Consider the following 16,641-nt stretch of genomic DNA (forward strand, 5'->3'; position numbering starts at 1 on the left):
GAGGTCAGAAGACCTCGAAGAGTTGGGGTTTTGGGACTAAATGAGCATTATTTTTCGGCTTAACTAAATTCTCACAAATACAAACCATTTTTCCAAATTAAGCCAATTGCCCAAATCTCTTGTAGCTAAATGTTATGGGCTGGTTGTTTTGTCAAAATTACAATTAACCCGCCGATTTTTTGCCCCGGAATACCCAAATGCAATTAATTATTTTCAAGTGTCAAGGAAAGGTTATTGGGAATTGAGTTTAAACGTCTTCTTATTTTATCTGAAATTTCTTTTGGGATCAACTTGTTTATATCTTCTTTTAATATTTTACCTTTTTGATCTACGATCTGAAATCCAAAGTAGTCACCCTTTCCGACAATCAATATAGTTAGTTTGGCAATAACTGTTTGATTTCTAGCTCGAATATTCGCATAATAAATGCAATCTTTAACTGGAAAAACTCGATCAATGGTTATATACCTTTTAGCTCCTATTTCTGAAAATTCTTCGCTTAAAATTCGAGCACTTTTATAATCACTTAATTTAATAGACTGTTGTGTAGAATTATTTTTGTGGTAGGATTTATTTTTAATTATATCATAATCGAAAATATCACACTCAATATTATATAATGGTAAATCAAATTTGTTATCTAATTGAAACATAAAATTGTCATACGTTCCTTTTTCAGAAAGCTTTCTTATATCCAAAAATAAATATCCTTTTCCTCCTGTTAGGTAATTCTGAATATACTCGGATTTTTCAGCTAATTTTAAACTTAAATCATGGATGTTTATATTTTGCTCAGTAATGTTAGCATCTCTTAACTCCAAAGTTTTACTAAGAACAACTCGTTCTTTTTTTATTTCATTTAAATCATTTCTTAAAACCAAATTTTCTGCAGCTGAACTTTTGAACTGAGCAATTGTTAAAATTATTCCGCCACAACTACCTAAAGTAATAAGTATTAAAGCAGCGATTGACAATGGACTCATTTGTTTCATTTTATTAATTTACTTATGTCTAGTGGCTATTTTACCATTAAATAAAATTACTCTATTTTAATTATTGGTTTTATTCTAATAATTTTTCCTAAATAAATTGCGGGGGTGTTTATGGGAAGTGTATGTGATAAAATCAATTTATAATTAGTTTTAATAATAGATAATTTTTTGTTTCCCCACAGGTTTTCATATTGATACCTTTTCACGCTTCTGTTGGCAAAATTCAACTTTTACGTTTCTGCTTTTCATTTCGTAATTTTCAACGTTTTATTTTCGATTTTTCACTTTTCGATTTATAATTTATGCGCAAAAAATTTAAAGTTTCTGCTGATAAGTTCCAATTTTCACACTTCTGCTTGGAGATTTTCTGCGGAAACAAATGCTTATTTTTCGATTGTTTTTATCTGCGTAATTTCGGCACAACTAGCCCATAACATACCTATAGGCGAAACAAACCAAAATAAAGGTGATTGGCGAAGGTTTGTATCGTTTTTGTTTTTTCAAATATATACAACTTTTATGACACTATTATAATTGGATAGAGATAATCCTTATAAAGAAATATTGAAGTCAGGAGACTTCAGAGAGCCTGGGTACTATATGAATACTTGTTTAAATGCTCACTTTATTCTGGTGCCTGTTGGAGCAGGAAAATCTTTGCCAAGATGATTGTATAACTCTCTTACTTTAGAACGCCAATTTAACCGGGCTAATTGCCAGCTTTTGCTGCTTTCTAATACTTCTATTCTATCGCTTGAGTGTGATGGTCTGTTCTGTTTTGAATTTTTTATACTATCGAATTCTAAAAGTAATTCAGGTTTGTCGAGTGGATTTATTTCGTTATCTAAATCAAAAATTGTCTTATGCTCTGATTGGTTAAATTTTTCTGATTTGATTTTGAATTGATTGAATAATTCTATTAAAGGCATTTCATCAGTTATATAGTCTAAATCGTAAATATCCTTCTTGGCAAAACGATTTGAAGCACTCATTAATTTGAATAAACCAATGTCAGTTTTATGAATCACGCGAATATCATCACATACTTCTGGAGTAAATAAGCATTTCATATTTTGCAAAAACTCTACTTTAATAACTTGATCTTCTTTTGAAATAAACATTTTTAAAAATAGAAATTGTTCATCAAGTTCTGTATTTAACAGCATTGTATTTACTTGCTTCTTACCATAAACGTTTTCAACTTCTTCTATAATTTGGTCAAAACCAATTCTTCCAATGATTACCGGAGCGATAAAATCGATGTCAATTGATATGCGATGATTGTATCTTAAAGCCAAATTTGTACCACCACCCAATGCAAATTGCGAGATGCTTGATAAATTTTGTAATTCTAAGATAGTCTGTTTTAGAATAGAACTTACTGCACTCATACTTGTTTGAAACGTGCAAAAGTGGGTACATTATATCTTTTTGCAACCATTGCACAAACTTCATTACTAATACGCTCTTTTGTGGTTTTGAGGTATTTAAGAATTAGTGTTTTGGAATAATACTGTTCTAATTTAACAATATCTGTTGCGAAAGATTCTTGGTTTGTGGCAAACAAAGCTCTTGGGATTATAATATCCTTATCTCTGGAGAGACTTAGTTTACTATGATCCATGTCCCAAAATAAGTGTTTGGGAAAAATTGTCGCTATGTTAACTGATTGTTTCACGATACAAAATTAGTGATTTTTTTTAATAACATTGGTTAATAAATGTTAAACAGCTGTTCAAAAGAGAACTAGTCGATATAATATCCAAATTAGCTAGTCTAAATCAGTTAAAACAGATCAATTTATGGGTATTTTGATTATTAAACCTACTTGCTGTAAAACGTGAATATCTTTAGATACCATCCTTATGCACTATATGTTTGTTTTAAATTTACTAAAAAAAGTGGGCATAATTTATATGGTTGCTCTTTTCAAAATTGAAAAATTTTTCAGATTATTTTATAACTCCAAGATTGGGTGAAAATACTTTTGTTTCGAAGTCAGGAGACTTCGATGAGCTGGGGTTAAGTTTGAGTGCTTTTTTATAAATTTTTTTTGCCAGATCAATTTTCTAAATCCTTAAATTGTATTTCCCCAATGCTTATAAAACTGTTACATTATTCATGTATTGCTTGTTCGCTAATTCTAGAAATTTAAAAGCATTACGCCACTTTCGTCGGAATATCTATCAAGCCAAATATATACAACTTTTAGTACACTATTATAATTAGGTGAAGGTAATTTCCTTAATTTTTTTGATGAAGGATGGGGAAAGTTTTTCCTGATTAGTCTGTATTTTATTATTGTTTGAATTTTGGTCAGACTGAATGCTGTTTTTTATTTAGTGGAGTTTATTTTTTTGTGCAACATTTCATTTTCCACTGGCGGTCGAGGGATTTGGAGTAATTCTTCATTTGCTAATTGGAATGGGCACGGAACGCAATTCGCGAACGGGTGTTGACGGACCTGTATCCGGTTCTTTTTAACCCAGGTTTCATTGTTCGTGCTGCGCACGCATCGAACTCTAGCTGTTAGTAGCTGTTTTTTACTTTATAATTTCATTTTTAAATAGTGCTAAATGCTTCAAAAGCAAAATATTATTCCCTGGTTTCTTTATCGTGTCAAATATTTTATGTCAGTTGGAATAGGTTTAAAAAATTCAGCCCTATTATTTTTTATGCTTTTTATTAATTCTGAATTTATTTTTTTAGGAAATGATATTGTTCTTAGAATTATTATGATTTTTGAACCACAAGGCTTTGGCAATGCGTATCACAGCATTATGTTCTTTGTTCTATCAAAATCATTTTGTATCAGAATGCGGTATGTAAATCTAAAAATATTAAAAGTAATAACCTACACAAAAAACATACAGATTAATTTGTTTTATTATGCAAACGATACCCAAATAGTGTCATTACAAATCAAAAATAATCTTTAGGTTTTGTTTTACTTTACGGTTTCCCACATTTTGAGAAAATAATTATTTAATTCCACGCCGTTTAGATTGTCCAGAAACAATTGAAAATCGTACAATTTAATCAATCCGTCCTTGTTATCCGGTACTTGTGCCAACTGTACAAAATTGATGTTTTGGTATAGGGATTTTTCTCCTACTATGTCTTGTATGATGATGAAAATTGCTTGTTGTAACGTCTTTGTATCACAATACAAATTGTAACTTTTTAAAAAAACTACAATGTCTAACTTATGTGATAATTCATGATACTCAACAGGTAAAAATGTGAGTTCGCTGGCTTTTAATGAAATCTCATGGAAGATGTAAGGTTCATCGAGACCCTTCATGAGTTTGTCAATTCTTTCGATTGGTTGGATGAAAGCGGTGAATTTCCAGTTTTTCAATTGCGGTGCATTGTCGACTAAATCAATTACGTGATTAAAGTATTCTGGGTTGCCGTTGGCGGTTAAAATTAGCTCGCATTTTCCGTTGGCGGTTTTCGGATATACAATCATAAAGTCAACTTCTTTGCAATAGTAGCTGAGGTTTTTGTTTATCCAAAAGCTTATGTGTTTTTGGTTTTTAGGGGTTTCGTTGATGAGGTTTTTGATGGTTTGATTGTTGTCTTGGAACCAGTTCCAGAAGGTGTTGATTTTTTTCATTTTTTTGTAGTGATTGGTGAATAGTGAATGGTGAATGGTGAGTTTTGCCTATCGTCTCTCGTCTCTCGACTGCGCTCGAGATGACACGCTCGAGATGACACGCTCGTGATGAGGTTGCTTTGCTTCGTGTCTCGCAACTCCTCGCAATGACTTTATCGTTTGTCTTTCGTTCTACTATCAAATGTTATTAAATTGAACATTTGACGCATCCTAGAACGGAGGCGGTTGCCGTAGTTGTTTTCGATTTCGGAGGCAGAAAGGTTGGTGGTGATGTGCGTGATGGATTTGTTTTCGACAAACTGTTCGTACCGGCTGATGAGTACCTCAGCCATGACGTTGCAATCATTTCCGAAGTGCTTTATTTGCTGTTCGGCACCCAAATCGTCAAAGCAATAACCGGTTAGTTTCGATTGATTGGTTTGCTTTAGCGTGTAGCAGTTGATGGCCTCAAAGCCATTTTTGGCAAATTCAAACGAGACTTCCCTGCATGTTTTGATTTTGTACTCAGACGCATGATAGGCAAATGGACGTACTAAGTTCATTAAAGATGTTTTTCCGCAACCTATTGAACCTGATACTAAAATGCCTTTTGATAAGTCTATATTTTGGTTTATGGTAGCTTTCTCATCTTTTATCATATAAATCAACAATTTGTAGATGGTGGGGTGATCCATTTCGCTGATTTGAAACGAACTTCCATAGGTTGTTTTTCCTTGGTTTTCTAAATATTCCAAGCATTTCTGGAAATTATACACTTTGAAACCTTTGTAGACCAAGAAGGTTTCATGGACTGATTTACAATGGTTCGTCATAGTTTTTTTGGGTTGCCGTGTGCAGGTGCATCGGTTTTGGTTGGGCGTTGTAATCGGATTTTGAAGTATGTGTCGCAAACTTAGCTGTGTTGAGCATCCAGTTTCTTGCTGCAGCTTTCCAATCTTTCATTTTTGTTTTTCCGCCTATGAGCCAACCGATGCTGGAGTAGTAATTGAAAAACTTATTGGCTTCTATTTGGGAGCTTTCCTTGAAAGAGAAGTATTCCAGTATCATTTCGAGTGATGGCACTGTGTTTTCAAAAAATAAATCGAGTTCAACAGCTTTTTCTTTTTTGGTGCAACTTTTTTCTTTTTGCTGCCCGCTTTCAGTTTGTTTTTTATTGGTAGCAGCGAATACTGGAAGTATTTGCTGCCCGGTCTCCGTTTTTATTTCTTTCTCTTTTGGATTTATTATAGGATTTAAATTTTGAACTGGTTGATTTATTAAATTTTTTTCTATATCTATTTTTGTATTGTTTAAATTGTTTTTAACTGTTTGTTTTTTATTATATATATAGAGCTGTTCATTTACCTGTTCAATGACATGTTCATTTTTTGATTCGGTCAAATTGTGAACGGGTTCATTTTTTGAATGGGTTGAGTGTGGTATTTTTGAAATTGTTTTTTCTTTTTCAGAAAAATTGGTCATAATGATGTTGGAGCAAGAGTGTGGATTGAATGTTGGATTGTATATCATAAACCCTAAAAGTTCTAATTCTCTCATGCATTTATGATACGTTGCTTTTGAATTGATCTTGCTGGCTTTCATGATTTCTTCCCGAGAAATGCCTGTTGGATTCTTGAATCGGTTTACGTTCCAACATTGGAAAAGTGCCAAATAGAGAGAAATGTGCGTTGGATTTAGGGTGGATTCATAATTGATTTTATTGAAAAATCCGGTGAGGTGTTTGATGTAATTCATTTTAATAGTGAGTGGTAAAAAGTGAATAATGATTAGATTGCTTCGTTCCTAAAAACTAATTTACTTGAAAAGGGTAGGGAGGGCATTTACTTTATTTCCGTTTAAAAGTTTTTCTATATCAGTTTGGTCGTAATACATAATTCCACCGATTTTGGTGTAGGTCAATGTTCCGTTAATGCGAAGGTTTTGTAAAGTACCGGGTGAAATATTTAGCAGTTTCCGGACCTCGTTGGATTTGAGCCATTGTTTCTGCTGGAGTGGTTTGGATTGTATGATTCCTTTTAAATCATTGAGAAGAAGACTGCGAAATTCGTTTAAGTCTTCCATTGTAATTAATTGCTCGCGGTACATTCTGTTTTTAGTAGCGTTGGTGGAGCTGTTGCTTTCAAGTGCCATAACTTTCGGTTTATATTGTTATGGTGCAAAATTGTTGTAATTGGTTGTTTTTATATCACAAGTGGTTCACAAGTTGTGAAAGAAAAAATGGGTTTTTATTTTGAAGGGGCTGTGGTTATTGACTTTTTTTAATAAAAATATAAGAGCGGATATAAGAAGTACGTTTATGTAAGTACTGATTTTTTGTTTGAAGAAATCTTTTCTTTTGCCTTGATGCAAAAGAAACAAAAGATCAAGCCTGAAAATCAAAAGCTTGAAAACTACCTCGAAGTTCCGTTCCGCAGCCCGAGCCGTTCGTCCTTCGTCCTCAACTCGCGGACTGCTGCCACTTCACTTCCTCGTTGTTTTGCTATGCTTTTTATTTAAGGGCGGGGTGAGGAGGTTGTAAATTCATGTTTGTTTTTGATATTACTGGTCTTGCATAGTCGATTTTGGATGTCTTGTTATTATTTATGAATGTTGTTGACTTCTTAATTTACTGATGAAGTAGGTAGGAGATAGGCCTGTTTGATTTTTGAACGCTCGTGTAAAGATTTGTGTGGAACCAAAACCAGCTTCGTCACTTAATGACTTATTTTTGTAATTGCGGTATTTGTTTTCGTTTATGAGTAGTTTTATAATATGTTCAATCTTTAAATAGGTGATATATTCAACGGTTCCTTTGTCGCGGTAACGTGCAATAATTTTTGATACGTATTTCGTATTGGTGTTTAATAATAAAGCCATTTTTGCCAAAGTCATGTCTTTTTCGAGATACTTTTTATTGCGTTCAAATTTTTCGAGATTTTTAAGAATGGCGGCAATCACCTCGGGATTGATATCGAGTTCGGTTTCTTTACTGGTATTGTTTGAAACTAATGATCGGGTCGTTTCGGGTTTGCGATTCATCAATTCTTCAAACAATCTTTTATTTTTATAGTGTCTGTACACTAATACCGCTATGATTACTGTCATTATGGTAATTATAATGGTCCAGTAGTGTTCAATGTTTCTTTGAGTTTGAATTAAATTTTTTGTGTCGTATTCTTTGTGTATTTTCCCTGAAAGGTATTTGTAATCCTTAATTAGCACTTGGTCTACTTTTGAAAGGGCTGTGACATAATATAACTCTAATTCTTTGTCGTTTTGTTGCTGATAATAATCAATTAATATTTCATAGGCTTCCCGTAAATCAGGACGTATGTACTTTTGTTTTTGGAAAGCTTCATCTATCTTTTTTAAGTAGGGTACTGCCTTTTCCTGCAATTTTAGCGCCCAGTAGCTTTTACCGATGTAAAAATAGGCCGTCGTTTCGTTTGTAAAGTCTTTATTCACTTTCATAGAAGGCAGTGCCTTTGTCAATTTTTTTATTGCGTCGGGATAATTGTGTTTAAAATATTGGTTTACGCCTTCGGAATGGATGAAGTAGGACTGCATTTCTAGGTTATTAAAGCGCAGACCTGCACCGATTCCCGTCTGATTCATTTGGCTGCATAGTTTATATTTACCTATGCGATTGTAAGAAAGCCCTAAAGAATGAAGTGAATTAAGATAGGCACTGCTATTTTCTTCCTTGAAGTAGCCAAGACATTCTTTGAACAATGCTATTGCCTCATCGTAAAATCCAAGGTAATATTTGATCTGAGCAATGCCATATTTTATTTTGTAAATTTGGTATTTGTTGCTTGTCTTTGAAATGTATTCATCTGCTATGAGGTAGTTGTCAAGTGCTTTCATTTGCTCTTTCCGGTCATAGTACACTGCTCCTCTAGTCATGTACACTGCTCCAATTAATTCGATGTCGGCTGTTCTTTTAGCTGCTGTCACCATACTATCGGCATATATAATCCGTAACTTTTTATCGTTTTTGTAAATTAAAACTTTATAAGCCCACGCCATTTGACCGAAGTTTTTCTCCCTTTTTGCTTTAGCTAACCATGAATGAGCATACAGCCATTCTTTAATGCTGTCCTTTTCCGTATATAGTATGTTTTTGCTAAAATATTCATAGTCTTTAGCTGAAAGGCTGTCCGGAATAATAAAACTATTTTGTTGTGCGGATGCATTATTATACAGGCATAGGAATATTATAAGTAAGTATTTTTTTGTCATATTCTTAAGAGATTGGGGTCTTACTGATTAGAAAACATAAGATTAATGCCTTTGAGACTCTGTTTTGGTAAAATAAATGTAACTAAAATAATTTAATTGATACGAGAATTACCTCAACAAATGGCTTTTCTGTTTTTATGAATATAAGTTGCTGGATGGTTGTTGTTTATCTAAAAAAGTTCTGTGTTCAATTCGGGAATTGCATATAGTAGATTCCCGAATTGAACAGTTGTTGGCTTGCCGGTGGGGAAAGCTCCTAGTAGTTTTGTCCTGAATTCAAACGGTTTTGTTATGAGTAAAACCAACACCAACATTGTTCAGATTATCCCGGGAGAAATGAACTGATTAAAATAATCAGTAACATTTAAAAACATTATCAAAGATGAAAAAATTCTATTCAGGTCTTAGCACATTAATTTGTTTGTGCGTTCTATTTACACTTGATTCCTGTACCACCGATACACCTTTTGTATCGGGAGATACTATAAGCAAGGCAGACGCAAAGAATGAAATTCATTATTATTATCCCAATAAAGGGGATACAGTGCTCGCTGCAGAAAGTTTATCGGCTAACACTAGTACAGAGGAGCCAGCAATGGCTGTTGATCCTGACTGGAAAATACTTGTTGGCCATATTATTGATGGTTCTGGAAGTAGTAAGTAGACATAAAAATCATACACATTGCTATGGTAGTTATTATTACAGTATGATTTTTTTGCAACCAAAGCTAGAAGGCTGCTCATTTTAGTGTGAGCAGCTTTTTTTTTAATTCTCATCTGCATCATCCATGCGGATTATGAGTTTGTTTTTGAGTGTATTCATAAATTTTGTCCTATCGGATTTCCTGTTTCGGATTTCCAAAAAAACCCTGTTGAATTGGCCCAATTCGATTTCTAAAGAAGACTCGAAAAAGGTTATGACTTCTTTGAGCCCTGTGGCTCCATTATTAAAAACGCCTTCTGAATGCAGTGCATAAATCAATTCTATCAGATCTACTTTTGATCCAGTCCATTTCAGGCTTTTAGAGAGTGGAGAAGGCGATTGTGTGATTATTGCCTTTCTTTCTAGTTTTTCCATTTGCTCCACCAGAAAATTTTTTATTTCATCGTTCGCTATTATGCGAGCCATCTTATAGTCGTGAGAGGTCGCGAATCGATGGTCTATTTGAAAATAAACACTGTCCATCATTAATTTAAGGTCGTATTTTTCGCGTATATAATATTTGCTATCGAGACAGTTGTTAGCCGTGCGACAGTAACGATAAAATTCCTGGTTTTGTTTGAAGAAAACTTTTAATTTAAGAAGTTCGGAGTTATAATATTTAGCTATTGTTTTATGGGAACCCAATGGCTTGTTGGTTTCTATAGTATAGATTTCGCTATAGTAAATCAGTTTAGCAGCAAACTTAGGCTTGATGTCTCGGAAGAATTCTATTTCTTCTTTCTTGTTCAACGATTTGTATTTTATGAAAGAGGATTTTAGTCTCTCTAAGGCAGTAACGCTACTTTTAATGGACAATTCAGCCGATTGAATTGGATTTTCTGTTTCCAGATGGATCAATTTTAACTGATGTTCTAATTGAGACATCAAGGATTCAGAAAATAATTTCATTGAAGCGGTTTAAGATTTACAAATTGACTTATTTGGTAATTGAATTGGGCTGTAAATCTATTTGATGCTCGCTACCGTTGCAAATGGAGTAGTGTGCGATTCCCGAATTGAATAGTGAAATTCCCGAATTGCATACTTTGTTTTTTGTACTAATGCGGTGATTGTATTTTATATTTACCGCAAAAATGCGGTGATAAATAGAAATAATCACCGCATTTATAATTAGAACGATATTGGAGGTTATAAGTTGTGAAACTAGTAGCCATACTAGTAAAACAGAATAGCATATTTTATAATACTAGTTGTAATCATTTTATTTCTAAAGGTAAACCAGTAGTAAAAAGCTTCTGGTTTATATTTTTTATTTTGTAATTTTTTCAATTTTCTCCATCAACATACCAAACCTTTCTTCCCTTATTAATGGATGAATGTGCATGGCTAAAATTTCGTTTGCTTGCGGATGCTTTTTTATGCCATTTATTTCTTGTTTTATGTATGTTCTAACATCTTCATCGGCAGCGAGTATTTCTTCTACAATTGAGGTTCTGTTGTCTAATAGGTAGATGATGTCTTCGTAATCGTGACTACCGTAGAAATCATTTGCGCCTCTGTCTTTAAATGCTTCTAATTTTGTGGCAAGGAAGTAGGGTGAAGGTAAAATGTTTATATTAACTCCTTCTGGCAAATCAATTTGTTGTAGGTATTTAAAGCCTGGCTTGTACCATATATTAGAAATTCCGATGCTACTATCTTCTGCAGGTATTATGTCTACTGCTATTTTATCATATTTGTATGAACAAATAGAATGTCCTTCAGGATCTGGATAAAATTTTAGTTCTGCCAAGCGTTCTTGCATTTGTGCCCATTCGTTATAGTTAGCTAAGTTTATGGTCATGTCTATATCTGAAGTCGGTCTGATTTCTTCTGCAGCTGGGTCATCGGTGTACAAGCTAATCACTGCTCCACCAATGAATACCATTTTTTCTCTCAGTTCTTCCAGGCCTTTTGCTACTTGAGCTACTAAAGCTAGATTTATTATTTTATTATGCATTTAGTATTCTTTTTTCCAGTTCTTTTTTCGCTATTTCTTTTTCTCTTACTCTACCGACTCTCAATGCATCGACCATTGCCAGTAATTCGTATAATATGTTATCTTTTAGTATTGCTTCTACTACTGTATTGTATAACGGTTCGATGGCTTGACCTCTATCGTTTCCTCTAGCGTAAGGCCAAACATATTTTTCTGAGGCATTTATAATTTTATTTAACGGTTCTGCAGAATGGGCTGTCAGTACACCTCTTACTATTGGTCCAGGGTGTTGTGGAAACGCATAGCTTATGCCGTGGATGATGAATTCATTGAATGCTATACGGTTTACTTTTTTTCTTGCGTCATCAATTAAGCCTGCATATTTGGAACGATTGAGAGATTGGCTGACTTCTGATTGGCTCATTCCCAATTCTTCTGCCAGTGTATGGTGAAACCAATCTTTGTTTCCTAAAGCGATAATCTTTAGGAGGATTACTATGTCTTGTGGCTTTAGATTATTTTTTATTTGGGACATTTTCTTTATATTGCATATTGCGATATGCAATATTACTTAATATTTACTTATAAAACAATAGATTACTATTTTATATCGCATATCGCGATATGCAATATATCTCTATTGACTATAACAAATTGAGTTGAGGTTAATTATTTAAATACTATGTGTAAAATATGATTCTAAGTATGTATTGACTTCAGCTAAAACATTCTGATATTCTATAATTAATTCTTTTAGTATTTTTTTTCTTAATCTCACCGCTTGAATTCATTATGTCTAATTGAGTTGATACGTCCTCTAAATTCCAAACAAGGTTTCTCCTTTATTGGTAGCAGTTATTGTTGCTGATTTTGTTAATGGCAAGTGCGCAAAAGCATTTCTTGTATTCATTAAAGTTTGAACTTTACTTATCATTTTGTTATCAAATGAATCAATATTTCTTAATGTTTTCATTTTGGCACCCGTGCTTACAATTGAAGAGTTAAGGACAATAGTTTTAAATTCATGTTCTTTTGCAGGAGAAAAGTAGCGTGTCGTAGATATCAAATTCTTTCTCTTTAGAATGGAAAAACTTTTTGCCTAATCCCCAGAAAATTTATATGACCCATGATTTCTCGTATCATAATTGATCCTATTAATTTATTGGCCATACTGATGTGATTTGATCACAAAGTAGGACTAAAAATCATCATCAAAACTGTCCAGTTTGAACCGGAATGAGGTGTTCACTTTGCTCCGGAATCACCTGTCCAGTTTGAACCGGAATGGGGTGTTCAGTTTGACCCGGAATATCCAATAAGAATTTGTTGGATTCCTCTAATATATTCCGTTGGATTGTGATTTAAGTCAGCCATATTTTTATTGATTACTTTTTTAATTATTTTACTCTCAAAACTTCTAACAACTTAAAATTTAGATACAACTTTTCTTTGCCCACTTGTTCACTTTTCAAGAAACCGTGATTTTCCAATTCTTTTAAATAATTACCTACCGTTTTTAGATTGCCTAATCCTGCCTTTTCTAATTGGTTTCTTTTTGTATATGGTAATCGGAATAGCTCTTCCATAAGGTCTTTTGAATATATTTTTGGTAACTTTTGTTGTATTTCGGTTCCCATTTCATTCATCAGTTTTTCAATCTCCGCTATTTGGCTCCTTCCTTTTAGGGCTGTTTGTTCCACCATATCCAGCATATATATAATCCAATCTTCCCAATTTCCTTCTTCTGTTACTTTTCTGAGATTGGTGTAGTATTTGTCTTTGTGTTGAATGATATAATTACTTAAATATAGTGCCGGTAAATCAAGTAAGCCTGTCATTTTGAGGTATAATAATAGAATAATTCTTCCTGTACGACCATTTCCATCAAAGAATGGGTGAATTGCTTCAAACTGGTAATGAATGATTGCCATTTTTACTAATGGGTCAATATTATCTTCTGCGTGAATAAAATCTTCTAGGTTTTTTAGCTTTTCTCTAATTACATTTTCTCCTTCTGGTGGTGTATAGACTACAGAGTTTGTTGCTGGGTTTTTTAATTGTGTTCCAGGTGCATTTCTTATACTGGATTGATTTTCTTTTATGATTTGCATTATTGCAACAAATAGATTTGTCGTTAGGATAGGTCGGTTTTCTACTTGTTCTACACCAAACCACAAGGCATTTTTGTAATGCATTACTTCTTTTGTAGCAGGATTATCATTTTTTTTCTCAGCAATCGATGCTTTGAACAGTTCGTCTTGTGTTGTGATTATATTTTCAATTGCAGAACTAGCTTGTGCTTCCTGTAAATTGATTGTGTCTATAAATAATGTTGGATTGGGTAAATTTGTAATTGCTCCTTTTAGCTCTGATAAAGCTCTACTGGCTGCAATTGTTTTTTTGAGTATTGTAGTATTTTCTATTTCCGCTTGTGGGGGTAATAACGGCAAATCATTGTACGCAATTTCTGGATTATGTGTTATTCTCTTACTCATATTATAATTTTTAAACGAAGGCGTTTATTACCTTTAATTTGTGTTCGAGTGTAAATATAATAAAAATTTACTCTCGTTTTGTTTTTGAGAGTAAATATTGCCCTCGTTTGATTTTAAGTTTTTCTTTCTTTACAAAAAGGTAATTGACATTAAATATCGGGGTTTGTTTTTTGTTATTATTTAACTTTTATTGAGGGTAAATATAATTCTTCAATAAAATAGTTTTGGAATAACGAAGTTTCATCTTTTACAACACCAAGCACAATTAGCCGACCAGCTTGCTGATCTCAATATTATAGATTTCATTATAGAAAATTAATTTACTTGCCAACTGCGGCTTAATTTCCTTGAAAAATTCTATTTCTTCTGATTTACTGGTAAAACTATGTTTTTTGAAAAATGCTTTCAATTGTTCTAAGCTTGCTATTGTAGCTTTAATAGCCTGCTGAGAAGAGTGTATTGGGTAATCTACATTGGAATGGGTTGTTTTTAATTGTTTTTCTAATTCTGCCATTATTGAATTTGAGTAGTTTTTCATTGGATTCGCTGCTAATTAAGTATTTAAGACCTGTCTATTGTCTTATTTGTAGTCAGTAAATCTATTTGGACGTATGCATTTTAGCAAATGTTTACTTGTGTAATTCCCGAATTGCATAGTAGAATTCCCGAATTGCATACTTTGTTTTTTGATATTCATGCGGTAAATAGGGTTTGTATTTACCGTAATAATGCGGTGATTAATGAAAATAATCACGGCATATTTTTATTTGCGGTATATTGGATAATCAGGAATAATTCGAGGTCGATAGATCATGAAGAGTTATGATGAGATGCTTTATGGTCTTTACCTTACTTATTTAAAAGATTAAGTGCTTATTTATGAGTAACTTACTTACTTTTAAAATTACAGTAGCGTTTAATTACTTTTCTAATTTTATACTTATATGTTATTTTGATTTATCCTAAAATCAGGTTGTCAATTTGACTTGTTTTTCACGTACTTGGACCGATTAAAAGGAGACATAATCTTGAATCAAAAACTAATTTCTCTAAAAGTCCTGTAAAAGGAAAAATTAAAATAAATAAGGATATATAAATACTTTTTTTATTTAGCAATGAGTCAATTTTTATTTTATTTTACATTTTTTCAATTTAAAAAACTACAAATTCTTTTTAATTAAAACATTGATTAATATAAAAAGACAGTATTAGATTCCTTCAGTCAGGAATTAAATTAAAATTTAAAAAAGGGTTACTTAATCCGAAAGGATATAAAAGGATTTATGAAATGTAGAACTAATAAAAAATAGATTTGAAAAGGTATAGGAATAACTTTGGGGCATTAGATAGCAATGAAATTACTTTATTTATTCATAATAAAAAACAAAAAATAGAATTTCAGGATATTTTAAAAATTAGATTTATTAAAAGACAAAAATATCTTTTAAATTATCTTGTTTTTTTTGTGTCTGTTCTTTTAATGTTTTTTATTAAAAATAATTCTTTGTCTAGTCATCAACATCTAATTTTTTTGTTTTCAAGCTTGATACTTTTACTGATTAGCTTTTTTTTTAAATCATTTGAATATAAGTTCATTCTAATTAAAAAAAATGATTTTATAATAATTGATGTTCCTATTAAATTAAGTATGGAAGCTGAAAATTCAGTAAATCAATACCATTTAGTCTATGCTGAGTACAAAAATCGGACAAATTTTCAAGACTAATTTAAATAGGAATAAAAACCTATCTTAAATCGTTGAGATTTCTGTCTAGAAAATGAGTGCAGCCTAGTCGTACTGTTAATAATCACAATATTATTTAAAAAAAAGGAATCATATTAAAAAAATAGAAGTAAAAATGACAACTTATAATCGATTTTGAGTCCAATTCAAAATGCTTAATTAGGAATTAAGCACTAAAACATCTCATTTTAGATTATAAATTCAAATCTTTTATTTAATTCGAATTTTAAGTGTGCATCCTAATGATTCTAAAATCAAAAAATAATGCGTATTTGTAATTTCTTTTACAACTGCATTTTGATTCAAAAAGGGTCCGGAATCTACTTGTATTGTTTCTCCAACCTGATATGACGTTATTGATATTTCAGCTGTTTCATCTTTCAGCCATTCTTTTATGGTTTTGATTTCAGTGTCTTTTACAATGGCATGCTTTCCCAACCAAAATAAATATCGAATCACGCCAGGTGAGGCGAATACCAAATTCCGGTCTTTTTCTGCTAATTGTACAAAAACATAATGATTAAAAAGAGGTACTTGTATCTTCTTTTTTCTATCGGACCATTGTTGCTCTTTTATAATTAAAGGACAGTAACAATTTATACCAAACCGATTTAATTGTTCTGCTACTTTTTTTTCCCCTTTGGGTTTCGTGTATACTACATACCAGTTCATATTGCTTTCTTCTATTTTAGTGGAAGTATAATTCGTTTGATATTACTAACTAAATTCTAATTGCAATTTTAAAAATACAGTTAGATTCTATAATTTATACTTATATGTTAGGTGTTGAGGTACTCTTTTTAGTACTTTTAAAAATAGATAAAACTAGGTAAGCTATTTCTTTAAATTTAAAACAATTTTTTAAATAATGGATTTAAAGAATTAATCGTAATTTATTTGGTAGGGATTTGTCTTTTTTTTAATGTTA

The 16,641-nt window shown here is 32.2% G+C and carries 17 protein-coding genes; 2 read left to right on the forward strand and 15 right to left on the reverse strand.

The genetic code is table 11. From position 1 onward, the window contains the following. Window positions 1-203: 203 nt before the first annotated feature. The 8 genes from EKM05_RS04415 to EKM05_RS04455 form a co-directional block, all read right to left on the reverse strand. A complete protein-coding gene (locus tag EKM05_RS04415; protein ID WP_126553734.1) occupies window positions 204-992 on the reverse strand; it encodes a hypothetical protein in 789 nt (262 codons plus the stop codon). A gap of 620 nt (window positions 993-1,612) precedes the next feature. Then, complete coding sequence (locus EKM05_RS04420) at window positions 1,613-2,383, reverse strand: nucleotidyl transferase AbiEii/AbiGii toxin family protein (protein ID WP_126553736.1); 771 nt, start codon at window positions 2,381-2,383, stop codon at window positions 1,613-1,615. After that, entirely contained in the window at window positions 2,380-2,616 is a 237-nt protein-coding gene (locus tag EKM05_RS04425; protein WP_126553738.1) for a hypothetical protein, read from the reverse strand. The genes EKM05_RS04420 and EKM05_RS04425 overlap by 4 nt, the downstream gene beginning before the upstream one ends. Window positions 2,617-3,939: 1,323 nt before the next feature. Next, window positions 3,940-4,611 (reverse strand): hypothetical protein, encoded by a 672-nt coding sequence (locus EKM05_RS04435; protein ID WP_126553740.1) that lies wholly within the window; start codon window positions 4,609-4,611, stop codon window positions 3,940-3,942. Window positions 4,612-4,763: 152 nt separating this feature from the next. Next, window positions 4,764-5,423, reverse strand: a complete 660-nt coding sequence (locus EKM05_RS04440; protein ID WP_126553742.1) for an ATPase — start codon at window positions 5,421-5,423, stop codon at window positions 4,764-4,766. Then, window positions 5,407-6,345, reverse strand: coding sequence for a transcriptional regulator (locus EKM05_RS04445; protein WP_126553744.1), 939 nt, complete (start codon window positions 6,343-6,345; stop codon window positions 5,407-5,409). Before EKM05_RS04445 ends, EKM05_RS04440 begins: the two co-directional genes overlap by 17 nt. 60 nt (window positions 6,346-6,405) lie before the next feature. Then, a complete protein-coding gene (locus EKM05_RS04450; RefSeq protein ID WP_197037196.1) occupies window positions 6,406-6,741 on the reverse strand; it encodes a helix-turn-helix domain-containing protein in 336 nt (111 codons plus the stop codon). A 450-nt stretch (window positions 6,742-7,191) separates the two neighbouring features. Then, window positions 7,192-8,832, reverse strand: a complete 1,641-nt coding sequence (locus EKM05_RS04455; protein WP_126553746.1) for an AraC family transcriptional regulator — start codon at window positions 8,830-8,832, stop codon at window positions 7,192-7,194. 421 nt (window positions 8,833-9,253) lie between these two features. Here EKM05_RS04455 and EKM05_RS04460 point away from each other — a divergent pair, with 421 nt between their 5' ends. Beyond that, window positions 9,254-9,496, forward strand: coding sequence for a hypothetical protein (locus EKM05_RS04460; RefSeq protein WP_126553748.1), 243 nt, complete (start codon window positions 9,254-9,256; stop codon window positions 9,494-9,496). A gap of 102 nt (window positions 9,497-9,598) precedes the next feature. Here EKM05_RS04460 and EKM05_RS04465 read toward each other — a convergent pair whose 3' ends face one another. From EKM05_RS04465 to EKM05_RS04490, 6 genes are all read right to left on the reverse strand, one after another. Continuing rightward, complete coding sequence (locus EKM05_RS04465) at window positions 9,599-10,444, reverse strand: RteC domain-containing protein (protein ID WP_126553750.1); 846 nt, start codon at window positions 10,442-10,444, stop codon at window positions 9,599-9,601. A gap of 361 nt (window positions 10,445-10,805) precedes the next feature. After that, window positions 10,806-11,495, reverse strand: coding sequence for a nucleotidyl transferase AbiEii/AbiGii toxin family protein (locus tag EKM05_RS04470; protein ID WP_126553752.1), 690 nt, complete (start codon window positions 11,493-11,495; stop codon window positions 10,806-10,808). Beyond that, window positions 11,488-12,009 carry a hypothetical protein gene (locus tag EKM05_RS04475; RefSeq protein ID WP_126553754.1) on the reverse strand — a complete coding sequence of 174 codons (522 nt, stop codon included), beginning with the start codon at window positions 12,007-12,009 and terminating at the stop codon, window positions 11,488-11,490. The genes EKM05_RS04470 and EKM05_RS04475 overlap by 8 nt, the downstream gene beginning before the upstream one ends. Window positions 12,010-12,291: 282 nt before the next feature. After that, the gene (locus EKM05_RS04480) at window positions 12,292-12,540 is read right to left on the reverse strand and encodes a hypothetical protein (RefSeq protein WP_126553756.1); all 249 of its coding nucleotides are present in this window, start codon (window positions 12,538-12,540) and stop codon (window positions 12,292-12,294) included. A gap of 331 nt (window positions 12,541-12,871) precedes the next feature. Continuing rightward, a complete protein-coding gene (locus EKM05_RS04485) occupies window positions 12,872-13,969 on the reverse strand; it encodes a Fic family protein (RefSeq protein ID WP_126553758.1) in 1,098 nt (365 codons plus the stop codon). A gap of 265 nt (window positions 13,970-14,234) precedes the next feature. Beyond that, window positions 14,235-14,483: an RteC domain-containing protein gene (locus EKM05_RS04490; protein ID WP_158615131.1), complete on the reverse strand. Its 249-nt coding sequence runs from the start codon at window positions 14,481-14,483 to the stop codon at window positions 14,235-14,237. 798 nt (window positions 14,484-15,281) lie between these two features. On the opposite strand from EKM05_RS04490, the gene EKM05_RS04495 reads away from it, so the two are divergent. Continuing rightward, complete coding sequence (locus EKM05_RS04495; RefSeq protein ID WP_126553762.1) at window positions 15,282-15,695, forward strand: hypothetical protein; 414 nt, start codon at window positions 15,282-15,284, stop codon at window positions 15,693-15,695. Window positions 15,696-15,923: 228 nt separating this feature from the next. Here the strand turns inward: EKM05_RS04495 and EKM05_RS04500 are convergent, their stop codons facing one another. Beyond that, window positions 15,924-16,385, reverse strand: coding sequence for a UpxY family transcription antiterminator (locus tag EKM05_RS04500; protein ID WP_126553764.1), 462 nt, complete (start codon window positions 16,383-16,385; stop codon window positions 15,924-15,926). Window positions 16,386-16,641: the final 256 nt, after the last annotated feature.

This window comes from Flavobacterium sp. GSP27 (assembly GCF_003970395.1).
In the GTDB taxonomy this organism is placed as follows: Bacteria; Bacteroidota; Bacteroidia; order Flavobacteriales; family Flavobacteriaceae; genus Flavobacterium.

Bases quoted from the DNA above. Each gene is read 5' to 3' on its own strand.
- EKM05_RS04465 (WP_126553750.1), bottom strand. From the start codon at position 10,444: ATGAAATTATTTTCTGAATCCTTGATGTCTCAATTAGAACATCAGTTA.
- EKM05_RS04475 (WP_126553754.1), bottom strand. From the start codon at position 12,009: ATGTCCCAAATAAAAAATAATCTAAAGCCACAAGACATAGTAATCCTC.
- EKM05_RS04490 (WP_158615131.1), bottom strand. From the start codon at position 14,483: ATGGCAGAATTAGAAAAACAATTAAAAACAACCCATTCCAATGTAGAT.
- EKM05_RS04420 (WP_126553736.1), bottom strand. From the start codon at position 2,383: ATGAGTGCAGTAAGTTCTATTCTAAAACAGACTATCTTAGAATTACAA.
- EKM05_RS04450 (WP_197037196.1), bottom strand. From the start codon at position 6,741: ATGGCACTTGAAAGCAACAGCTCCACCAACGCTACTAAAAACAGAATG.
- EKM05_RS04425 (WP_126553738.1), bottom strand. From the start codon at position 2,616: ATGGATCATAGTAAACTAAGTCTCTCCAGAGATAAGGATATTATAATC.
- EKM05_RS04440 (WP_126553742.1), bottom strand. From the start codon at position 5,423: ATGACGAACCATTGTAAATCAGTCCATGAAACCTTCTTGGTCTACAAA.
- EKM05_RS04435 (WP_126553740.1), bottom strand. From the start codon at position 4,611: ATGAAAAAAATCAACACCTTCTGGAACTGGTTCCAAGACAACAATCAA.
- EKM05_RS04415 (WP_126553734.1), bottom strand. From the start codon at position 992: ATGAAACAAATGAGTCCATTGTCAATCGCTGCTTTAATACTTATTACT.
- EKM05_RS04470 (WP_126553752.1), bottom strand. From the start codon at position 11,495: ATGCATAATAAAATAATAAATCTAGCTTTAGTAGCTCAAGTAGCAAAA.
- EKM05_RS04455 (WP_126553746.1), bottom strand. From the start codon at position 8,832: ATGACAAAAAAATACTTACTTATAATATTCCTATGCCTGTATAATAAT.
- EKM05_RS04485 (WP_126553758.1), bottom strand. From the start codon at position 13,969: ATGAGTAAGAGAATAACACATAATCCAGAAATTGCGTACAATGATTTG.
- EKM05_RS04445 (WP_126553744.1), bottom strand. From the start codon at position 6,345: ATGAATTACATCAAACACCTCACCGGATTTTTCAATAAAATCAATTAT.
- EKM05_RS04500 (WP_126553764.1), bottom strand. From the start codon at position 16,385: ATGAACTGGTATGTAGTATACACGAAACCCAAAGGGGAAAAAAAAGTA.